Origin of the sequence: Protofrankia sp. Cj3, assembly GCF_917627355.1 — a bacterium.
In the GTDB taxonomy this organism is placed as follows: Bacteria; Actinomycetota; Actinomycetes; order Frankiales; family Frankiaceae; genus Protofrankia.
Genome location: NZ_CAKJTR010000032.1, coordinates 1 through 20,480, shown reverse-complemented (window position 1 = coordinate 20,480; position 20,480 = coordinate 1). Strand labels below are relative to the sequence as shown.

Annotated in this window: 16 protein-coding genes and 1 tRNA gene; 7 read left to right on the top strand and 10 right to left on the bottom strand. The window is 67.4% G+C overall.

Annotated features, from left to right (window positions below; translation table 11 throughout):
* The first annotated feature begins 43 nt into the window (after positions 1-43).
* Both MJ783_RS06690 and MJ783_RS06685 read left to right on the top strand, forming a co-directional pair.
* Complete coding sequence (locus MJ783_RS06690; protein ID WP_239309286.1) at positions 44-1,483, top strand: magnesium chelatase; 1,440 nt, start codon at positions 44-46, stop codon at positions 1,481-1,483.
* Positions 1,480-3,486, top strand: a complete 2,007-nt coding sequence (locus MJ783_RS06685) for a VWA domain-containing protein (protein WP_239309248.1) — start codon at positions 1,480-1,482, stop codon at positions 3,484-3,486. Before MJ783_RS06690 ends, MJ783_RS06685 begins: the two co-directional genes overlap by 4 nt.
* Here the strand turns inward: MJ783_RS06685 and MJ783_RS06680 are convergent.
* Positions 3,442-7,179 carry a diguanylate cyclase domain-containing protein gene (locus MJ783_RS06680; protein ID WP_239309246.1) on the bottom strand — a complete coding sequence of 1,246 codons (3,738 nt, stop codon included), beginning with the start codon at positions 7,177-7,179 and terminating at the stop codon, positions 3,442-3,444. The genes MJ783_RS06685 and MJ783_RS06680 overlap by 45 nt on opposite strands.
* Positions 7,180-7,517: 338 nt before the next feature.
* Positions 7,518-8,423, bottom strand: coding sequence for an alpha/beta fold hydrolase (locus MJ783_RS06675; RefSeq protein WP_239309284.1), 906 nt, complete (start codon positions 8,421-8,423; stop codon positions 7,518-7,520).
* Between the two features lie 238 nt (positions 8,424-8,661).
* On the opposite strand from MJ783_RS06675, the gene MJ783_RS06670 reads away from it, so the two are divergent.
* The 5 genes from MJ783_RS06670 to MJ783_RS06650 all read left to right on the top strand — a co-directional run bounded on the left by MJ783_RS06670 (position 8,662) and on the right by MJ783_RS06650 (position 13,280).
* A complete protein-coding gene (locus tag MJ783_RS06670) occupies positions 8,662-10,296 on the top strand; it encodes an MBOAT family protein (RefSeq protein ID WP_239309244.1) in 1,635 nt (544 codons plus the stop codon).
* A gap of 259 nt (positions 10,297-10,555) precedes the next feature.
* Positions 10,556-11,809 carry a DUF459 domain-containing protein gene (locus MJ783_RS06665; RefSeq protein WP_239309242.1) on the top strand — a complete coding sequence of 418 codons (1,254 nt, stop codon included), beginning with the start codon at positions 10,556-10,558 and terminating at the stop codon, positions 11,807-11,809.
* Between the two features lie 56 nt (positions 11,810-11,865).
* Positions 11,866-12,168 carry a hypothetical protein gene (locus MJ783_RS06660; RefSeq protein ID WP_239309240.1) on the top strand — a complete coding sequence of 101 codons (303 nt, stop codon included), beginning with the start codon at positions 11,866-11,868 and terminating at the stop codon, positions 12,166-12,168.
* Positions 12,169-12,374: 206 nt separating this feature from the next.
* Positions 12,375-12,602, top strand: coding sequence for a DUF4287 domain-containing protein (locus MJ783_RS06655; RefSeq protein ID WP_239309238.1), 228 nt, complete (start codon positions 12,375-12,377; stop codon positions 12,600-12,602).
* 267 nt (positions 12,603-12,869) lie between these two features.
* Positions 12,870-13,280 (top strand): PPOX class F420-dependent oxidoreductase, encoded by a 411-nt coding sequence (locus MJ783_RS06650; protein WP_239309236.1) that lies wholly within the window; start codon positions 12,870-12,872, stop codon positions 13,278-13,280.
* On the opposite strand, the gene MJ783_RS06645 is transcribed toward MJ783_RS06650, so the two are convergent.
* The 8 genes from MJ783_RS06645 to MJ783_RS06610 all read right to left on the bottom strand — a co-directional run.
* Positions 13,277-14,116 (bottom strand): Bax inhibitor-1/YccA family protein, encoded by an 840-nt coding sequence (locus tag MJ783_RS06645; RefSeq protein WP_239309234.1) that lies wholly within the window; start codon positions 14,114-14,116, stop codon positions 13,277-13,279. The two genes, MJ783_RS06650 and MJ783_RS06645, sit on opposite strands and share 4 nt — an antisense overlap.
* A 381-nt stretch (positions 14,117-14,497) precedes the next feature.
* Positions 14,498-14,572: transfer RNA gene (locus MJ783_RS06640), tRNA-Leu, on the bottom strand.
* 573 nt (positions 14,573-15,145) lie between these two features.
* Complete coding sequence (locus MJ783_RS06635; RefSeq protein WP_239393808.1) at positions 15,146-16,618, bottom strand: NAD(P)/FAD-dependent oxidoreductase; 1,473 nt, start codon at positions 16,616-16,618, stop codon at positions 15,146-15,148.
* Positions 16,619-16,927: 309 nt separating this feature from the next.
* A complete protein-coding gene (locus MJ783_RS06630; protein WP_305039351.1) occupies positions 16,928-17,809 on the bottom strand; it encodes a uracil-DNA glycosylase in 882 nt (293 codons plus the stop codon).
* Between the two features lie 20 nt (positions 17,810-17,829).
* Positions 17,830-18,831: a Ppx/GppA phosphatase family protein gene (locus tag MJ783_RS06625; protein ID WP_305039350.1), complete on the bottom strand. Its 1,002-nt coding sequence runs from the start codon at positions 18,829-18,831 to the stop codon at positions 17,830-17,832.
* Positions 18,832-18,836: 5 nt separating this feature from the next.
* Positions 18,837-19,370, bottom strand: a complete 534-nt coding sequence (locus tag MJ783_RS06620) for a DUF501 domain-containing protein (protein WP_239309232.1) — start codon at positions 19,368-19,370, stop codon at positions 18,837-18,839.
* A complete protein-coding gene (locus MJ783_RS06615) occupies positions 19,367-19,753 on the bottom strand; it encodes a septum formation initiator family protein (protein WP_308127755.1) in 387 nt (128 codons plus the stop codon). Before MJ783_RS06615 ends, MJ783_RS06620 begins: the two co-directional genes overlap by 4 nt.
* 23 nt (positions 19,754-19,776) lie before the next feature.
* A partial coding sequence (locus MJ783_RS06610) for an enolase C-terminal domain-like protein (protein ID WP_305039480.1) occupies positions 19,777-20,480 on the bottom strand: 704 nt, incomplete at its 5' end.

Sequence of the window (20,480 nt, the reverse complement as noted above, 5' to 3'; positions counted from 1 at the left end):
CGACTTCCCTGCGGATGAGAGCGCGGGGACGTACCGTCAACTAGTGCTCGATCTGTCCGGGCCTCAGGCCCCGCAGTCCCCTGAACCGACAACGCTCGGCGTCCTGCGCGGCTCAGGACATCAGCACCGGTCCGTACGCACCGAACTGCGCAACAACACCCTCGCCCGGATGGCGGATGGTGAGAACCGGTTCCCCGGCATCCTCGGCTTCGAGGACACCGTGCTCCCCCAGGTCGAACGCGCCCTGCTCGCCGGGCACGACATCGTCTTCCTCGGGGAACGCGGGCAGGGCAAGACCCGCCTGATCCGAACCCTGGTGGGGCTGCTGGACGAGTGGACACCGGTGGTCGCTGGTTGCGAAATCAACGATCATCCCTATGCTCCGGCGTGCATCCGGTGCCGGCTGTTGATCACCGAATTCGGCGACGACACCCCGGTCGCCTGGAGGCACCGCTCCCAACGGTTCGGCGAGAAACTGGCCACACCGGACACCAGCGTCGGTGACCTGATCGGCGACGTCGACCCGGTCAAGGTCGCGCAGGGCCGTACCCTGGGGGATCCGGAGACCGTCCACTACGGCCTGATACCACGCACCAACCGCGGCATCTTCAGCGTGAACGAGCTTCCCGATCTGGCCGAACGCATCCAGGTCTCGCTCCTGAACGTGCTGGAGGAACGCGACATCCAGGTCCGGGGGTACCTCCTGCGGCTCCCGCTCGACCTGTTTCTCGTCGCCTCGGCGAATCCCGAGGACTACACCAACCGGGGCCGGATCATCACCCCGCTCAAGGACCGGTTCGGCGCCGAGGTCCGCACTCATTACCCGCTTCGCCTGGGCGACGAGCTGGCCCTGATCCGGCAGGAGGCCGTGCTGTCCTGGCGGGAGTCACCGCTGGGCCTTCCCACTGTGCCTGAACACCTGCTCGAGGTGGTCGCGCGCTTCACCCGGCTGGTGCGCGACGCGCCACAGGTCGATCGCCGCTCCGGCGTATCGGCCCGGCTGTCGGTGGCCGCCGTCGAGACCGTGGCCGCCTCGGCGGTGCGCCGGGCCGCGCTGGCCGGCGAGAGCGTCCCGACGGCGAGGGTCGTCGACCTCTCGGCCATCGTGCCGGCGGTCCGCGGCAAGATCGAGTTCGACCAGCTGGAGGAGGGGCGGGAGGATGAGATCCTTGCGCACCTGCTGCGGCGGGCGCTCGCCGAGACCTTTCGCGCCCGGCTCGCCGGAACCGACCTCAGCGGTCTGCAACGGCGTTTCGAAGTGGACGGCCCGGTCGAGACCGGCGATCTCGTCCCGGCGGCGGAGCTGCTGCGGCGAGTGGGCCCGGTGCCGGGGTTCGCCGCGATCCTCGGCAGGCTCGGCATCGACGGCGCGGAATCGCCGGGGCTCGCCGCGGCTGGGCTGGAACTCGCCATGGAAGGGCTGCACCTCAACCGGCGGCTCGCCAAGGAGGAGCTGCCGGGCCGGACGGTGTACGGCGGATGAGCGCCGGGACCGGACCGGCGGGATTCCGGTACGGCCCGTGGGGCGGCGGTCCCGATCCCCTTGCCTACCCGTTCGACGTGGCGGGCGCGCTGGACGAGATGTCCGAGCACATCCTCAACGGCAGAACCCCGCGGGAGGCTCTGGACGCGCTGCTGCGCCGCGGCACACACAACCACCGTGGCCTGGAAGATCTGCGCCGCCAGGTGGAACAGCGCCGCCGCGAGACCCGCGCGCGCGGCCGCCTGGACGGCACCCTGAAACAGATCCGCGAATATCTTGACACGGCCGTCGGGCAGGAGCGGGCCGCGCTGTTCCCCGACCCTTCCGACGACGCCCGCCTGCGCGAGGCTGAGCTCGACGCGCTGCCAGGCGATCCGGCCCGAGCCGTGAACGCGCTGGCGGATTACGAGTGGCGGTCGCCCATCGCCCGCAAGACGTTCGCGAAGATCTCCGACCTGCTCCGCCGCGAGGTGCTCGACACCCAGTTCCGCGGTATGAAACAGGCGCTGGAAAACGCCACCCCCGCGAGCATGGCCCGCGTGGCGGAGATGCTGAACGCACTCAACAGCATGCTGGAGGCGGATGCCCGCGGCGAGCACACCGATGCGGTCTTCGACGACTTCATGCGCTCCTTCGGTGATTTCTTCCCGGAGAACCCGCGCTCGCTGGACGAGCTGGTGGACTCGTTGGCGCGGCGTGCCGCCGCCGCCGCGCGGCTGATGGCGGGCCTGTCCCCGCAGCAACGGCAGGAACTGGCCGATCTGATGGCGACGGCCATGGCCGACATGGGCCTGACGACCGAGCTGTCCCGGCTGCGCGATGCGCTCCAGGCCGCCCGCCCCGACCTCAGCTGGGGCCAGTCCACCCGCGGCCACCTGCGCAGCCCGATGACCGGCGACACCCCGCTCGGCCTGGGGGAGGCCACCAGCGTGTTGCAGGAGCTGGCCGAGCTCGATGAACTGGCTGCCGCGCTGTCCCAGGACTACGCCGGGGCGTCGCTGGAGGACATCGACCCGGACGCGGTCGCGCGGGCGCTCGGCCGCGATGCCGTCGACGATCTGCGTGCCCTCAGGCAGATCGAAAAGGAGCTGGAACGCCAGGGCTTCGTGACCCGCAACGCCGGCCGGCTGGAACTGACCCCACGGGCTGTCCGGCGCATCGGGCAGACCGCGCTGGCCCGTATCTTCCGCCGGCTGGACGCGCACGGACGCGGTGACCATGATGCCGCTGACGCCGGTGCGGCCGGCGAGCTCACCGGGACGTCCCGGCCATGGCGCTTCGGCGACACCCAGCCCATCGACGTGGTCCACACGATTCGCAACGCGGTCCTGCGGGCGGGGCCGACCGGCCCGGACGGAGCGATCCGCCTGGAGGTCCGCGACTTCGAGATCGTCGAGACCGAACGCCGGACCTCGGCCGTGGTGTGCTTGTTGGTCGACCTGTCCTACTCCATGGCGCTGCGCGGGACGTGGGGGGTGGCGAAATCGACAGCGCTCGCGCTGCACACGCTGATCAGTACAAAATTTCCGCAGGACACGATCCATCTGGTCGGTTTTTCCGACTATGCCCGCCTGCTGCGCCCGGTGGAGCTCGCCGGGCTGGACTCCGAAGTGGTGCAGGGCACCAACCTCCAGCACGCACTGATGATCGCGGGCCGGCTGGTGTCGAAACATCCGGATTCCGAACCGGTCGTACTTGTGGTCACCGACGGCGAGCCGACCGCGCACCTGATGCGCAACGGCACACCCGCCTTCTCCTGGCCGCCCGCACCGGAAACCCTTGAGTTGACGCTGGCCGAAGTGGACCGGCTGACCCGGCGCGGCGCAACGATCAACGTGTTCATGCTCGACAGCGAACCGCGGCTGGTGCAGTTCGTCGACGAGGTCGCGCGGCGCAACGGCGGCCGGGTGTTTTCCCCGGATCCGGCGGCTCTGGGCCAGTACGTCGTCCGGGACTACCTACACGCACGTGGCGGACGACGTTCCCACCGGTCCCGAACCTGAGGCTTCCGACGGGGTGGGCATCAACACCGCGTTACGGTTACGGCCGGCCTTCTTCGCCCGATACATGGCAAGATCCGCGTTGTGAACGACGACCTCCGGGAGGCTGTCGGCCGACTCCGCCACGGCGATGCCGATGGTGGCGTCAACGCTGACCACCGCCACCCCGACGGACATAGGCCGACGGATCGTGTCAAGTAACCGGTCCGCGACGGCGTGAGCCTGCGTATCGTCCGCATCGCACAGCACAACGGCGAACTCGTCGCCGCCAAGGCGGTAGACCACATCCTCCTCCCCGCGCGCCCGGCCCAGCCGGGCTCCGATGATCCGCAATACTTTGTCTCCAACGTCATGACCATAGGTGTCATTCAGCGGCTTGAACCGGTCAAGATCAATAAATAGCACCGCGAACGTCGAGACCGCACCGTCCGCGGCGATGCCGTGCAGGCGCCGGACAAAGGCAGCCCGGTTCGGCAGCCCGGTGAGAGCGTCATGGCGGCCCTGGTGGCGCAGCTGATCCTGCAAGGCCCGGCGTTCGCCGATTTCGTGACAGGTCAGTACGATGCCGGCCGCCTCCGGCTGATCGCGCAGGTCGCTTGCCTCGATGTCGAACCAGCGATACCCACCGTCAAAAGCTCGTAGCCGGACGTCGCGGACCGCGGCGGTACCCACCTCCCTGGCCAGCCGCCAGAACTCCGCCAGAGTGACCAGGTCCTCCGGATGGGCAACGCTCAGTAGCTGCCGGCCGGCATAGCACGGGGTCCGGTATCCGAGCAGTACTTCAACAGCGGAGCTGACAAAGGTGATGCGGCCGTCCTCACCGCTGGTAAGTACAAGGTCATGCGCGTTGTGGAGCAGCGCTTGCAGCCGTCCTTCTTCGCGGCGCAGTGCCGCTTCCCGCCGACCGCTGAGAACGGTGAACCCGATGACCACGGTGGCGATACAAGCAAGCAGGCTCACGTCACCGCGCAACCGGCCGGACCGGATGTCTCCGTAGAAGCCCGAAACCGGTTGCTGGAAGATGACGTACCCACCGTCGGCCAGGCTTCCGATCACGGCGGCGAGCGTGACCTGGCCATCGGCTCCAGCCGGGTGGATCTGCCTGGCCGCACCGCCCCGCAGGCCGGCCAGGTCGTGCTGGAAGGCCAGCTGGTGCCCGATCAGCGCGGGGTTCCAGGAGAACATGACCGCTCCGGCGGAGTCCACAATGGAGAAGCCACCCAGGCCGGGCCCGAGCATGCCGCCGGCCGCCAGACTGGCCTGGGTCGGTGAGTCCCGCAGCGACTCACCCATGACGAGAACAGCCACTGGCTGGCCTGCCCGGATCACCGGGATGGTGACGTAGTCACGCGGGACGCCGTCGACAGTCATGACCGGTGAGTTGCCGGCCCGCCCACCGAGCGCGGTCCGCCAGGCCTCGTCCAGCGGGCCGATCGGCAGCGGCGTGGCGGACGGCTGCAGCGCGGCCAGGGTTCCCCCGCTGGGAGAAGCCAACGCCCAGACATAGTTCTTCCCGCCGAAGCCCGATGCGGCGAACGACCGCAGCAACTGGGTGTCACGTGCCTGGTCAGTCAGCGACCAGGGGACCTGCGAAGCGGGCCCGATCAGGCGCTGCGGGTCGGCGATGCGCGCGGAGAAGTCGGCCATGATGGTCGTGAGGCCTGTCCGCTCGGCCATGCGCCGGTGCTCGGCGCCATAACGCGCCTGCGTCTCCAGCCACAGGATGACCGTGACCAGCATGAGCAGGACGCCGCCGCTGACCAGGGGAGTCAGCAGGCGATCAAACCCATGGCGGCCAGCCCGGCCGGTGGGCGCCGGCCGGCCGGATGCGCGGCGGGGTCGGTCAGCCGTGCCGGCCGTGGGCTGGTGCGGCACGGTCGGGTGCGGTTCGCTAGAAAGATCAATAACGGGAATCTGTGACCGGCCCACGACGCCCGGCGTGCCCGCTGGCGCGCTGGGCCGCGCGGCGGCCGCCACGACGAACCGGCCTTTGCCTGACCGCTTGGCCTCGTACATGGCCTGGTCCGCGACGCTCAGGAAATGTTCGGGGGCCTCCAGCGGCAACGTCGAGGCCGCGACGCCGATACTGACGTCGACCTGAACGACCGAGGTTCCAACCGCTATCGGAGCACGGATGGATTTGATCACCCGGTCGGCGACCGCGCCCGCTGACGCCTCGTCCGCACCCGCGAGCAGGATCCCGAACTCGTCGCCGCCGAGCCTGGCCGCCACATCACCATCGCGCAGCATCCGGACGAGACGCTCCGCGACGATCCGCAGCACCACGTCGCCGGCATCATGACCAAGGCTGTCGTTGACCGGCTTGAAGTGATCGAGGTCGATGAACAGGAGCGCGAATGGCGCTCCGCCCGAACGAGCGGCACCGGCCGCCGCCGCCAGCTCGCTGGTGAAGAGCGTCCGGTTGGGGATACCGGTGAGCGCGTCGTGTGACGCCTGGTGGCTGAGCTGATCCTGTAGGCTCTTGCGCTCCCCTGTCTCATGGCAGGTGACCAGCACACCGGCCAGCGCCGGATGGTCGGTGAGGTCACTGGTCTCCAGGTCGAACCAGCGCGTGGCGCCCGATGCCATGGTCAGTCGCACATCGAAAGCGGTGCCACCGCCTGGCTCAGCAAGTAACCGCTCGATCCGCTCCACGTCATCAGCGTGCGCGAAGTCGGTCAGCGGGTAACCGAGCCAGTAAGCGGGGTCATAACCAAGCAGGTCCCAGACGGCCGGGCTGACAAAAGTCATCGCCCGGTTCTCGCCGGCAACCACGATGATGTCCCGGATGCCGCCGAGCACGGTGTGCGCTCGGGCTCGGCCGCGCTTGGCGGCCCGCTCCCGGCGCAGCCTGAACGCGACCAGCCCGCCCAGACAGACGGCACAGATAACGAACAGAAGCAGATCATAGCGACGCTGCTCGGCCCGCGGATCAGCGAACAGGCGCGCGGTGGGCTGCCGGAAGATCGTCGTGTAGCCGGTCGTCCGCTGGCGGGCAGCGAAAGTAGTCACCTGTGCCGCGCCGCGGCCTGATGTCCATACCCGGACCGTGCCCGGAACCAGGCCCGTGAGCTCCGCCGGTGCCAGCAGACGCCGGCCCCGCGACGCCTGGTCCGAGGATGAGAGCGTGACGCCCATGGCATCAAGATCGCTGAATCCGCCGGGAGCACCGGCGAACGCGACAAGCTGCTCATTGCGCCGCTGGGTCACCGCCTCGTCGGCGACCTGTACCAATATCGCCCACGGCGGCCCAGCACCCACCGGCACAACCGTGGCCCGCACGATCCGGTCATCCAGCACGAACACGGGCGACACGGCCGCACGGCCAGCGAGCGCGGCAGACCAGGCCACACCAAGATCAGATATCGACAGCCGATGCCCCGCGGGAAACGCGGCCCCAGGCGTGCCCGCCGGGTCGACAAGGGCGACGAGCAGGCTCGGATCGCCAGCGGGCGTCAGTTGGAACTGCCGCAGCAGCAGCGCGTTGGAATCAGGCTGGCCCGGCCTGAACGACAAACGCTCGACCGCTGTTCGCAATTGTCCCGGATCATAAATATTCGACGCATTTTGGGCGATTCGTTCAACCAGTCGAGAACGGTCGGACAATCGCTCCCGTTCGGCCGCTCGCAGACCTGCTTTCCCTACCACCAAGACGAGCAGCGCAAGCAGCACGATCATCGCCAGGCCGGCGACCAACGGGGCGAACCATCGCGGTCGCCCACGCTCGACCGTCCTACCAGCGAAGCCGAGTTGTCCACCGAACCAGGCGGGACGGCTGTCAGATACCGGACCTGTTCGAATGACCCTTACCCCTCGTGACAGCCAGTCGGATCAGCAGTCGGTCATAACAACGCAAGCAATATGCGAACAAGAAGCAGGGATTTTATCCAATTCCTACTTCCGTGTAATGATACAACGTCATGCCGTCACATACCCAGCGAGCACCCCGGTATCCACCTGATCCGTAACGGAAAGTAACAAGGATGACAGTTGTCGAAACACGTCGATCCCCAAGCGCCGGCTGTCACATGCGACTACGCGATAGCGGTCCTACCTGCGGACCTGGCCGCTTCACCGCGGTGGACCACATCGTCGATCTTGTCCAACAGGCGCTCCCAGACCTGGCGCGGGAGATCGTGGCCCATTCCATCGATCTCCAGCAACTCCGCGGCCGGGACGGCGGCCGCGGTGAGACGCCCGCCGGCAACCGGAATGAGCGGGTCGTTCGTACCGTGCACGACCAGGGTCGGAATCGTCAGCTGGCCGAGCTCGGCCGTCCGGTCCTCGGCAACCAGGATGGCGATCAGCTGTCGCACCGGCCCCTGCGGGTCATACCCGCGGTCCCATGCCAGCCCGGCCCGCTCCCGCACCCACGCGCGGTCGTAGGGGAACTCTCCGGAGCCGATGACGCTGTACGCCTCCTCGGCTCCGTCCATGAACGCCTCGCGGTCCGCCGCAGCCGGGCGCAGCAAAGCGGCGGCCGCGGCCGGAGTCGGCCAGCTTTCCGCATGGTTGCCCGTGGTCGAGGAAGCCGACGTCAGACTGCGCACACGGCCGGGAAAGCGCAGCGCAAGCGTCTGGGCGATCATGCCGCCCATGGAAATCCCGAAAATGTGCGCGGACTCCCAGCCAAGAGCGTCCATCAGACCGGCGGCATCAGCCGCCATGTCCAAGAGCCGGTAGGGAACGACGCCGGCGTCCCCGGACAGCGCGGCCATAAGATCAGGTTGCCCCAGATGGCCGAAATGACTGGAAAGCCCGACGTCTCGGTTGTCGTAGACAACGACCTGGAAGCCCCGGCGCACCATCGCGCGGAGAAGATCAGGATGCCAGCCGACAAGCTGCTGGCCCAGCCCGCTGACGATGAGAAGCGGCAGGCCGCTGGGGTCACCGTGCAGCTCGTACGCGATTTCGATGCCATTGGCCTGAACCGTGCCCATAGACGGAAGGTAGCGAGCGGTCGCCGCTGACGCTCGCAATCCATCGAACTTCCACCAAAGGTCACCCATACGCACGCAATCGAGCACCCAGCCAGGACCCGAACAGTCGGGACCGAACAGCCGCCGATGAACGCCTCCTCGCCGATGGCGGACGTGACCATGACATCACCAGCAGACCTTCGGCTACCTTAAGTCAATCAGCTGATGCTCAACGTGATATTCGGGGGGACGAATATCGATGCTCTTCCCGACAATCGAGTTTGCCGCGTTCTTCACCGCGGTCATGGCGGGCTCCTGGCTACTGATGCCCCACCCGCGCCGATGGAAGCTCTTCATCCTGGGCGCGTCATACTTCTTCTACGCATATGCCGATAAACGGTTCGTTGTGCTCCTGATCGCCTCAACCGCCGTCAACCAGACGGCCGCACTCGCCCTGGCCCGCTGGCCGGACCGGCGCATCCTCACCGCGACGATCGCGTGCGATCTGAGCCTGCTCGGCTGGTTCAAGTATTATGGCTTCTTCGCTCTCTCGGTCGACCGGATGCTCAACCGCATCGGCCTGCCCGCGCCGCTCCCGCTGCTTCAGGTCGCGCTGCCGGTCGGCATCTCCTTCTTCACCTTTCAGGCGATGTCATACGCCATTGACGTCCAGCGTGGGCACATCCGCCCGGCGAAGACGATCGACTTCGCTGTTTACCAGGCCTTCTTCCCACATCTCGTGGCCGGGCCAATCGTGCGGGCCAGTGAGTTCATCCCCCAGCTGGCCACCCCGCGCGACCCGGGCCAGGTGCCGGTCACCCGAGCTGCCTTTCTGATCGTCGGCGGCCTGGTCAAGAAGACCGCGCTCGCGGATCTGCTTGCCACACAGATCGTCGATCCGGTCTTCGACACCCCGAGCCAGCACTCGTCGCTGGAGGTACTGGTCGCGATCTACGGCTACGGCGTGCAGATCTACTGCGACTTCTCCGCCTATTCGGACATGGCCATCGGCATTGCCCTGCTGCTCGGCTTCAGCTTCCCGGACAACTTCGACCGCCCGTACACCGCGGCCAGCCTGCGCGAGTTCTGGCGACGGTGGCACATAACCCTTTCCCGCTGGTTGCGGGACTATATCTACCTACCGCTGGGAGGCAACCGGCGCGGCCCTCGGCGCACCTACGCCAACCTCATGATCACGATGGTCATCGGCGGGCTGTGGCACGGAGCGGCCTGGACCTACGTCGGCTGGGGCGCTCTGCACGGGATCGGGCTGGCGGCAGAGCGCAGATGGACCGAGCATCGCCGGCCACCCGCTCACATGCCATCGCGGGGAGCACACCGCCCGATTGCTCCAGCGGGAGCGGCGACCAGCTCGACCAGCTCGACCAGCGCATGGCCGGAGGTGCCGCCGCCACGGACACCGCCGGTGGACGGCGGCCGTCCCGAAGCCCGTATCGACGCCGAAGCCCATGCCCCGGCGACCACCATAACGATCTCCACGGCGACCGCCGCCACCGCCGTTGGATCGGCCGCCCGGACATCCCGGATACGTTCGGTCATGTGGCTGTGGCTCAGGCGCCTGGCCGTCTTCCATTTCGTCTGCGCGGCCTGGGTCCTGTTCCGTTCCCCCAGCCTCGGGGGCGCCATGGACATCTTCGTCCGGCTGCTGACGGGATCAGGACCGGCGCCCCTCGTGACGGGTACCGTCCTGTTCGCCATCGCCGCCGGGCTTCTCACCCAGCTCGTCCCGAAAAGCTGGCGGCTGCGCGCGGCGGACATTTTCGCTCAGCTCAGCGTCTTCGGCCAGGCCGTCGTCATCGCCGGGTGTGTCCTGGTCGCCCACGGAATTGTCGGCCGGCAGGATGTAGCGCCATTTATCTACTTCCGTTTCTGAGTGATCGGCGCTGGCAGTCCTGCGCTGGCAGCCCTGCGGGGGCTGTTGGCTGCCAGGTGGATGCGTCGCGAGGCATCCGAAACACGCCGTAAACGATCCGCGGAGCCGCCGGAGGAGCGGGCAGAAACATGATCATATGTTCTCTGGCAGCCAGCCTCACAAGCGCCGGGGACAAAGCAGCAGCACAGTGGATGAAAGCAGCGGGCCGCACCGGTCAAGCGATGACGAAGAGCAGGTTCCAACCTTGTTGGGGGGCACGATGAGCGAGCTGGAGCCGATTCAGGAGCCGGCGGCCTGCGGGCACACGCACAGCGATCCGAAAATCCAGCTGAACACGGAGACAACCGCGCTGCTCCCCGGCACACGACATGCCGGGCGGATGGATGCCGATAACGCCCGCCGCCCGCCAGGGGCCGCGCCCGGCGGCACGGTGTCAGCCAGACAGGCATTCAGGCTTGTGGTCACCAGCCTCAGCCTGCTGCTCGTCCTCGACGCCGCCGGCATGGTCCATGCCGGCGAAGGCATGTCACCCGGGCTGATCCGCAGCATCGTGCTCGGCGTGGGGCGTCCGCTCGACCGGATCACCAACGCGGTCGGGCTCGACGCAATCCCCCGGGAACTCGCGTCGGCATTCGGCCATGGCGGGGCCTCCGCCAGTTCGTCGGAGCTGGCGGCCACCGACCCGACGGCTCCGCCACCACCCGTGCTGCAGGCTGGCACCGACAGCTCCGCCCACGCGGGTGCCGCCGAGCACGGTCTCCCGGCAGCGCGTCCATCCGCGATGCCCGCCGCGGCGAAACCCGGATCCGCTGGGCCGTCCCCCGCCGCGCCATCCGCCCCGGCTGACATGGCGATACCGCCGCGGCGCCATCCCGACGCCGCCAACCCGCTGCGTCTCCTGGTGACCGGAGACTCGCTGAGCGACAGTATCGGACCGTCGATCGTGCATGGCTCCAACGGGACCATCCACGCGGACACCGACACCCATGCCGGCACCGGCCTGGTGCGCCCGGATTTCTTCGACTGGGCCGTTCACGCCCGCGAGCAGGTCACCAACAGCGATCCAGAGGCGGTTGTGGTCGCCCTCGGCGGCAATGACGCACAGGGAATCACCCTGCCGGACGGCAGCACACTCGCGACCGGATCACCCCAGTGGCTGGCCGAGTACCGCCGACGGGCGATCGTGGTCATGCAGATCTGGTCAGCGCAGGGCAGGCGGCAAGTCTACTGGATGAGCCTGCCCCCGGCCCGCGAGCCCACCCTCAACGGCTATTACCGCCAGCTCGGGGACGCCGCCGCGGATGCCGCCCGGAGAGTTCCGGGCGTCCGTTTTGTCAACATCAACAACCGTATGTCAAACAATGGCGCCTATACCAGTTACCTCGCCGACGACAGCGGACAGACCGTGCTGGCCCGCTCCACCGATGGTGTGCATCTGACCCTTGATGGCGCCCGCATCGTCGCCAATATCTTCATAAAAGAGATCAACACCGACTGGCACATGATATCCTGAGACATCTTCCCGGGATGGCTACCCCTACCTGGAAGGCCCGATTATGGTGAACTCAGGTGCCTGTTTCAGAACCGGGGCCCATCGAGGTCCAGGCGAGCGGCCCGTACCGCCGACCGAGCCCGCTCCGCGATATCACGGCGAGGATTCACGGCATCCTCGCCGACATGACCAGAATTGTCCTGGAGCAACGTCTCGACCAGGTCAGCAGCCAGCACAACGATCTGGTCCGCAAGCGCATGGTCGGCCAGCCGCTGTGGGGTGACATCGGCCGGCGCGCCAGAGCCTGCCTGATGGCCCAGGTCCGCGAGGTCAGCGGCAAGAGCACGCACCCGATCGGCGCGGGTGCCCTGGAGAGCTGACCGCCGCCGCCAAGAGCCCGGCGTCCACCCGTGGATCCGGTCGTACAATCGGCTCACCTCCTGAACCAGATCCCCGGTGAACATGAGGTCCGTATCGGTCACGGACGAAGGTTATCCCGTAACAGCCGTGGCGGGTCTTGCCGTTGTCCGACTGGTGGTGCACGCTCCTTCCATGGTTCGTTGACCAGTGCGTACTGGAGGCATCAATGTCACAACAACGCTCCGAAGAGACCCACCACAGCCTTATCGAACGAATTCCCAGAATCACCGGACACGACGTCGGCCACTGGTTGGGATGCCTCGACCGCGGACCAGGCCTCCTGCGCTTCTCCGAACGCGTGAACTGGCTGCAGGATGAACATGGCCTTCCGCACTGCTATGCGGCGGCCGTCGTTCACGAGGCTGATCTGCGCCGACGGGCAATCCGTACATGACCGGCGGACTCGCCCAGTCCGGCCTGCCAGCGACCCAGCCGCCGCGCGGCGCCCGCGGCCAGATCCGCACCGCCTGTGCTTCTCCCTGGTTGCCGGACGCACGAAGAACCGCGAGCCCGTGACCTTTGGGCTGCTGAGTTCTACACGGCTCCCGCACCACCGCGCAGGGGGCGGCCGGGTCGCCAGTCACCGGAGTCAGATCGCCTTTCGCCAGGATGGCGAGTAACAGGCGCGGTGGCGTCAGGCCGTTTGAACGAGAATCAATCTATGGACATCGAAGCGGCGCGGGCCTACATCCGCGACAATCAGCACGCCGTTCTTGCGACGTTTCGCCGGGACAGTACCCTTCAAATGTCACCGGTCGTAGTCGGCGTGAGCACCGGTGGTGCACTCATCATAAGCAGCAGGGAAACAGCCTACAAGGTCCACAACCTGTACCGGGATCCACGCGCGACTTTGTGCGTATTCCCGGACGCCTTCTACGGACCGTGGGTTCAGGTGAGCGGCCGAGCGATGATCATCTCACTGCCCGCGGCTATGGAGAGCCTCATCGACTACTATCGCTCACTGTCCGGTGAACATCCCGACTGGGACGACTATCGCGCCGCCATGATCCGCGACCAGCGCTGCGTGATCAGCATTGAGATCGACAGCGCCGGTCCCGACCACTCCGGCTAAGCGCGGAGTTTCGACAGCAGACGGAGCATCTCCAGGTACACCCAGACAAAGCCGACAATCAGGCCGAAAGCGGCCCGCCAGGATTCCTCGCGGGGCGCACCGCTGGCAATCGCCCGCTCGATGTAGTCGAAGTCGAGGATGAACTGGAGGCTCGCGACCACGAGCACAGCCACGCTGAAGAGGATGCCGAGCGGGGAGGCGTCATTGATGACCGGGAGATGGCTACCGGACACAGCTCTGATCACCAGGTCACTCAAGCCAAGCAAGATCACGCCAAGTAGTGACCCGTAGACAATCCGGGCCATTCGAGGCGTCGCTCGGAGCCGGCCGCTACGGTAGGCCACGAGCATCGCCACAAAAACGAGACCGGTTCCCAGTAGCGCCTGGAGCACGATACCGGAGTAGGCGTCCTCGAAGTACCGTGACACCGCGCCGACGAACAGACCTTCAAGCGCCGCAAAAACAACGATCAACGAAGGCCGGAGCCGCCGACTGAATGAAATCACGAAGGAGAGCGCAAGCGCGGCGAACATCGCCACGAACCCGACCATGGGGGCGGCCGGCGCGATGGCCCAACCGGCCACCCCGGTGATGGCGGTGACAGCGAACAGCCCCAGCGTGTGTATGACAACGTCGTCAACGGTCAGCCCGCTCGGTGCCCGGTACAGCCCAGCGAGTTGCTCCGGCGTCGGCGTCAGGGGGGCTCCCGCTCCTGGCAGCGGATGCCCACCGGCACCGTACTCGGGCACGGGCACGGGCACGGGCGCCGGCTGCGGGTGCCGACCGGTGAACCCGCCCCGGCTGAACACCGGGTTTGACGAACGCATCTCTGCCATCAGGACACGACTCCTTCCACCACCCGCAGCCAGCCGGGCGCATAGATCGTAAGTGCCATCGAGATCAGCCGACCACGGCACACGCGGGCCAACCTGGTCGACAGACCTGTCCGAGGCAAGAGTAGAACGTTCCGTGCGGCCGCCGCGTTCCTCCCCCGGTCCCGCGCGGTTACGCGGTTACGGGGAAGCGAATATCAGGCCTCCCCCGCGAGACCGCGGGGCTGCGAGGCCGCAAACCCGAAACCGGGGACATGAGCGCGTCACGCCAGCGGACCGCTGGGTATTCAGCTGAATAGCCTGATGGTATATCGGACTGTCGGGATGCCAGCCGGGATGATCCAGCCGCCATCCCGACAACCAGGTGCCGAGAGCACGCGAATGTGCCGGTGGTCGGAGTCGAACCGACACTCGAGCTGTTTTTAGGACAGCCTCCTCTGCCTGTTGGGATACACCGGCTGGACTACATCGGAGATGTTTCTACCACGCTACGTAGGATTTGTGAAAGAGACAACATGGAGAAAATGTACGGAGTGACTGAACCATCCCGCCCCACGACACATCGTAACGATCACAACCAGTTTACCTACGTAAAGTTTGATGATCGTCACGCTATCGCACGCCCCCCAGCTGGAAGGCGTCCGGAATTCCGGATCACGACGGAGCCGGTCAGCCCGAAGGGCGAGGCTACGGCGGATCACAGCGATACCCGCGGCCATGGAGATCGCCGGCTGGTGAAGTCGCGTGCCGCGAAAAGCGAAGGGCGCGCAACCACGCCCACGATCGCCCCCGGAGAGCCTCGGGCAGCGACTGAAGCCCGGCCGCGATCTCCGTTGATCACACAACCGTCCCGGCCCCGTGGCCAATACCAGCACTATCCCGGTATCCGCCCACCAGCCACATCTGATCGTTACTTAAAGTGACTTTTTAACCTAAAATCCGCTCACGAAAATGCCCGCTGTAGTCGTCTACAGCGGGCATTTGGTACTAATCTTCCATCGTGCAGGCGCAATGGCGGACCTGGTCGGCAGGTCACGCCACCGACGTTTCTCCGGACGGCTTGGCCGGCCCCACCGTCCGGGTGGCGGCGGGCTTGCGGCCACCCGTCACGGAAGCATTCGGCTCGCCGTGCCCGGCGCTCTTCGAGGAAAGGACCGGGGCCGACGCCGTGGACACCTGTGCCGCCGGCGCGGCGGACGGGCTCGCGGCCTCGCGGAACCCCGCTCGGGGATCGGCGAAGGCTCCCAGCGAAACGATCTCCCGTCGGAAGAACAGCGCGAGCGTCCAGTCGGCGAGCACCCGTGCCTTGCGGTTGAAGGTCGGCACTCGGCTGAGGTGGTAGGTGCGGTGCATCAACCACGCGGGCCAGCCACGCAGTTTCATCCCGTACACGTCCGCGACACCCTTGTGCAGGCCCAGCGACGCGACGCTGCCGGCGTAGCGATGCTCGTACGGCGCGATCGGTTCGCCCCGGAGATCGGCGAGAATGTTGTTTGCCAGGAGCCGAGCCTGACGAACCGCGTGTTGCGCCGACGGGCTGGTGGTCGCCCCCTCGCCCCTGGTGAGGTCAGGGACCGCGGCGCAGTCGCCCGCGGTCCAGGCCTGCTCAACGCCATCCACCTGAAGGAACGCCGTCGCCTTGATGCGGCCTCGCTCGTCCAGCGGCAGGTCGGTGTTGGCAAGCAGCGGGTGAGCCTTGACCCCGGCCGTCCAGATAATGGTCTCGGCGTCGAACTCCTCGCCGCTGTCAAGCACGACGTGTCCATCGACAAGACTTTTCACCCGGGTGTTGATTTTCATTTCAATACCGCGGTGCTCGAGCTGCTTCAGCGTGTACAGACCCATCGCCGGCGAAACCTCGGGCAGGACCCGGCCACTCGCCTCGACCATGACCCAACGCATATCCGACGGCGACAGCTCGGGATAGAATTTACAGGCGTCGCGCGCCATGTCCTCAAGCTCGGCGATCGCCTCAATACCCGCGAACCCACCGCCGATGAACACAAATGTAAGCGCTCGGCGCCTTAGCTGGGGGTCATTGCTGGACGCGGCGGAGTCCATCCGCTCGATGACCTTGTTTCGGATGTGGATCGCCTCGGCCACACTCTTGAAACCGATGCCCAGCTCCGCGAGACCGGGAATCGGCAGCGTCCGCGCGACAGACCCGGGACAGCCGACGAGGACGTCATAGTGAAGTTCGTAGGGTGTGCCCTGGTTCGGCGCGATGTACGCCCGTCGCTGGGCGTGGTTGAGGCCAGTCACACTGCCACTGACAACCCTGCAGCCATTCAGCACGCTACGTAGTGGTACAACGACATGACGCGGTTCGAGGTTGCCCGCCGCCGCCTCCGGCAAAAAAGGCTGATATGTCATGTACGAGTTGGGTTCGACCACCGTCACAGTCGCCTCGCCCTGACGAAGCCGCCGCTGAAGACGCAAAGCCGTGTACATACCGACGTAACCGCCGCCCACAACAAGGATGTGCGGAGGATGTCCAAAGCTCATACAAAAAAGGTACCCGTCGCCACGGTGCTATGCCTCCTGATACACGATCGGTACGGCAGGCAGCAGAGTGACATGCAACACGCAGAGATCAACATAGTGATACTTACGACGATCGTGGTTCAGTTAGAGGGCCCGGCAATAGGGACACGGCGTCGCGGGGCGGGGGCACGCGCCTCGCGTTATCACTCCCCATCCATCGGCGCGCGATGCGCGGGTGCCCCGGCTCGCCGGTCGCCACCAACATCTCCGGTGGCTCCCCGCGCCGCCTCGCGATGCACGCACCCCAGCCCCGCTCTTTGACCCACGCCCCTATTGCCGGGCGCTCTTATCATCAGCCGCCGGTCCCATGCCGGCCGTAGCCGCCGCTTTGCCGAGCACCGCGTCGAGCATCCCCGCCGTGACCCGTCCGGTGAACGTGTTCTGCTGGCTCGGGTGGTAGCAACCGAGGACAACCAGCCCCTCCTCATGCGCGGCCTCGAGAACGACACGGCTGGCGTGTCCGAACACCGGCCGGGGCGACGGTACGGAGTAGCCTGCCCGCGCCAGCGCCGGCCACAGCGCCGTCCACGCGAAGCCGCCCAGCACCACGAGCACGCGCAGGGTGGGTCGCAATAACGCGAGCTCCTGGACGAGCCAGGAGCGGCAGGTGTCCCGCTCGGCTGTGGTCGGCTTGTTCGCCGGTGGCGCGCAGCGGACCGCGGCCGCGATACGGGTGGCGACAAGACGCTGACCGTCACCGGCCGATATCGACGTTGGCAGCCGCGCCAGCCCGGCCCGGTGCAGGGATGCGAACAACCAGTCGCCGCTGCGGTCTCCGGTGAATGTCCGTCCGGTACGGTTGCCGCCGTGCGCCGCCGGTGCCAGCCCCACGATGAGCACCCGGGCGTCGGCCGGACCGAATGAGGGCACCGGCCGGCCCCAGTAACGCTCATGGGCGAAGGCGGCCCGCCGTTCCCGCGCGACCTCCTCGCGCCAGCCGACCAGGCGGGGGCAGGCTCGGCACACCGACATACGGGCGTCCAGCTCGGCCGTGTCACCCGCGCTGGCGGCCAGCCGTTCGACATCGGCCGCGGTGACCGCCACCGCGGTCGCATCCGACGCGGGATCATCCGGCCAGCCCGAACCGGGCAGCACCGGCCGGCGATCATCGACCGCATGAACATCGCTCCTGTCAGCACGGATCCCGTCCACGCTGACAACCGTAGAGGTGCTCAGCCAAGCAGCGAGAAGGCGATGCCGTCGAGGATGTCATGCTCACTGGCGATCACCTCGGCGGCGCCGACCCGCTCGATCAGCGTGCGCAGCACCAACGCCCCCGCGACGATCACGTCAACCCGGCCGGGATGCATCACCGGGAGCGCGGCCCGCTGCGCGTGCGACATCGCCGCGAGCCGGCCGGCCACAGCGGCAACGTCCGCGGCCGCGGTCGCCGACAGGTGGATGCGGCCCGGGTCGTAACCGGGCAGATCGGCGGCAAGAGCGGCCACCGTCGTGACTGTTCCGGCCACCCCGACGAGCGTCGCGGCCGAACGGATCGGCACGGTCCGCTCAGCCAGGTCGAATGCGGCGTGGGCGTCGGCTGCCACGGAGGCAAGTTGCGCGGCTGTGGGCGGATCGTCGTGCAGGTGCCGCTCGGCCAGCCGGACGCACCCGACGTTCACCGACCTCGCCGCATGCACGTTTTCGGCGTCGCCCAAGACCAGCTCCGTCGAGCCACCACCGATGTCGGCCACCAGGAACGGCTCGGGGTACCCACGCAGCTCCCGAGTGGCACCGGCGTAGGACAGCGCGGCCTCCTCCTCGCCGGTGATCACCTCAGGGTCGACGCCGAGAATCGAACGCACGCCGGCCACCAGCACATCCTGGTTGCGGGCGTCCCGGGTCGCACTGGTGGCCACCATCCGGACCTTGACAGCGCCCAGTCTGTCGATCTCCTTGGCATAGTCACGTAACGCCGTGAACGTCCGTTCCAGCGCGTCGGGCGCCAATTCACCGGTCCGGTCGACCCCGGCTCCCAGCCGAACGATCTCCATCCGGCGGGTCAGATCGCGCAGGAGCGGAGCGGTCCGCCCCACCAAGGGCTGCCCGGCTGCCAGGTGACCATCCGCCGGCTGACCGGCTGCCGCGGGCATGGTGCCCGCATCGCTGACCGCCTCCGCGACCAGCAGCCGGATCGAATTGGTACCGCAGTCAACCGCGGCCACGCGGGTCATGTCGATCAGACCTCTCGTTCGGTGGTGGGGCTGGTGCCGACAGCGACGCATGGGCCGCGGGCGCCCCAGTCCGCCAGCAGTTCCAGCGCCTCGTCCCCGAACGGGTTGATTCCCGAACCAGCCGCCAGACTATGCGCGACCAGTACGTGCAGGCATTTCACCCTGGTCGGCATGCCACCGGCACTCACCATGCCGGGCAGTTCGGCAAGGGCGGCCCGGCGGGCCAGGTAGTCCCGGTGCGCGTCGTCGTAGCGACAGGCAAGATCCCCGCCGCGGGCACGGTCGGCGGCGAGCCGCTCGGTCATCTCCCGCATCAGCCCGGACGCCTCCAGCCGCCCGATCGCCGACGCCGCTCGCGGGCAGGTCAGGTAGTACAGCGTCGGGAACGGCGTGCCGTCGTCCAATCTCGGCCAGGTCTCGACCACGTCGGGCAGGCCGCAGGAGCAACGATGGGCAACCCGGTGCATCGCCCGGGGCGGCCGGCCGAGCTGACACGCCACAACCGCGCAATCCTCGGGGCCGACGAGATCGTCACTCATCGTGACGCAGCCAGGGAGGTCTGCGTCGGCTGGCGGGAATCCGGCTGGCCAAGGCCGGTCCGCGCACCCGTCGCGGGCTGCCCCGCGGCGGCGGCGCCCGCGGACGGCGCCGCCGACGGGGATATCGCAGCCGGTGCCAGATAGACCTTCTCCCCCGGCTGCGTGAAGTGCAGCCTCATCCGGGCCTCATCCCGAGTCCATTCAGGATCATCGTAACCAGCCACCGCGGTCTTCAGAGCCTCCACCCGTTTGCGCTGCTCAGCGTTTTGCGCGGCCAGTTCGTTGAGCTGGCTCTGCTGCTGGAGATACAGCCGCAACGGATAGGCGAGGGTCAGTATGAGCACGCAGATCACCACCACCAGCAGGGTCATACGGGTGGTCAAGGCGCTACGGCGCGCTTCTGGCATCAGCGTGCGGTCGACGACCAGCGCGGGAAGGCGGCGGCACCGCCATAGCGGGCGGCGTCGTCGAGCCCCTCCTCGATGCGCAGCAGCTGGTTGTACTTGGCGACCCGCTCGCTGCGCGCCGGGGCGCCCGTCTTGATCTGCCCGGCGTCGACGGCCACCGCGAGATCCGCGATGGTCGTGTCCTCGGTCTCACCGGAACGGTGCGAGATCATGCAGCGGTAGCCGTTGCGATGCGCAAGCGAGACCGCGTCCAGCGTCTCGGTGAGAGTGCCGATCTGGTTGACCTTGACCAGCAACGCGTTCCCGGCTTTGTCCGCGATACCCCGCGCAAGCCGCTGCGGATTGGTGACGAACAAGTCGTCACCGACGAGCTGTACCACGTCGCCGAGCCGGGCTGTGAGCCGCACCCAGCCGCTCCAGTCGTCCTCAGCGAGTGGATCCTCGATCGACACGATCGGGTAGGCCGCGACCAGTTCGGCGTAGTAGTCGCTGAGCTCCTCGGCGGTGCGCGTCGCTCCCTCGAACTGGTAGGAGCCGTCGGCGAAGAACTCGGTCGAGGCCACGTCCAAGGCAAGGGCGATGTCCTCCCCCGGCCGGAATCCCGCCTTGTCGATGGCCGCCACAAGCAGGTCGAGCGCGGCCCGGTTGGTGGGCAGGTTCGGGGCGAAACCGCCTTCGTCACCGACAGCGGTCGGCAGCCCCT

Excerpts from the sequence above, each read along its gene's own strand:
- MJ783_RS06635 (WP_239393808.1), bottom strand. The coding sequence starts at position 16,618 with ATGAGCTTTGGACATCCTCCGCACATCCTTGTTGTGGGCGGCGGTTAC.
- MJ783_RS06665 (WP_239309242.1), top strand. The coding sequence starts at position 10,556 with ATGAGCGAGCTGGAGCCGATTCAGGAGCCGGCGGCCTGCGGGCACACG.
- MJ783_RS06645 (WP_239309234.1), bottom strand. The coding sequence starts at position 14,116 with ATGGCAGAGATGCGTTCGTCAAACCCGGTGTTCAGCCGGGGCGGGTTC.
- MJ783_RS06650 (WP_239309236.1), top strand. The coding sequence starts at position 12,870 with ATGGACATCGAAGCGGCGCGGGCCTACATCCGCGACAATCAGCACGCC.
- MJ783_RS06670 (WP_239309244.1), top strand. The coding sequence starts at position 8,662 with ATGCTCTTCCCGACAATCGAGTTTGCCGCGTTCTTCACCGCGGTCATG.
- MJ783_RS06625 (WP_305039350.1), bottom strand. The coding sequence starts at position 18,831 with ATGACCCGCGTGGCCGCGGTTGACTGCGGTACCAATTCGATCCGGCTG.
- MJ783_RS06675 (WP_239309284.1), bottom strand. The coding sequence starts at position 8,423 with ATGGGCACGGTTCAGGCCAATGGCATCGAAATCGCGTACGAGCTGCAC.
- MJ783_RS06685 (WP_239309248.1), top strand. The coding sequence starts at position 1,480 with ATGAGCGCCGGGACCGGACCGGCGGGATTCCGGTACGGCCCGTGGGGC.
- MJ783_RS06620 (WP_239309232.1), bottom strand. The coding sequence starts at position 19,370 with ATGAGTGACGATCTCGTCGGCCCCGAGGATTGCGCGGTTGTGGCGTGT.
- MJ783_RS06655 (WP_239309238.1), top strand. The coding sequence starts at position 12,375 with ATGTCACAACAACGCTCCGAAGAGACCCACCACAGCCTTATCGAACGA.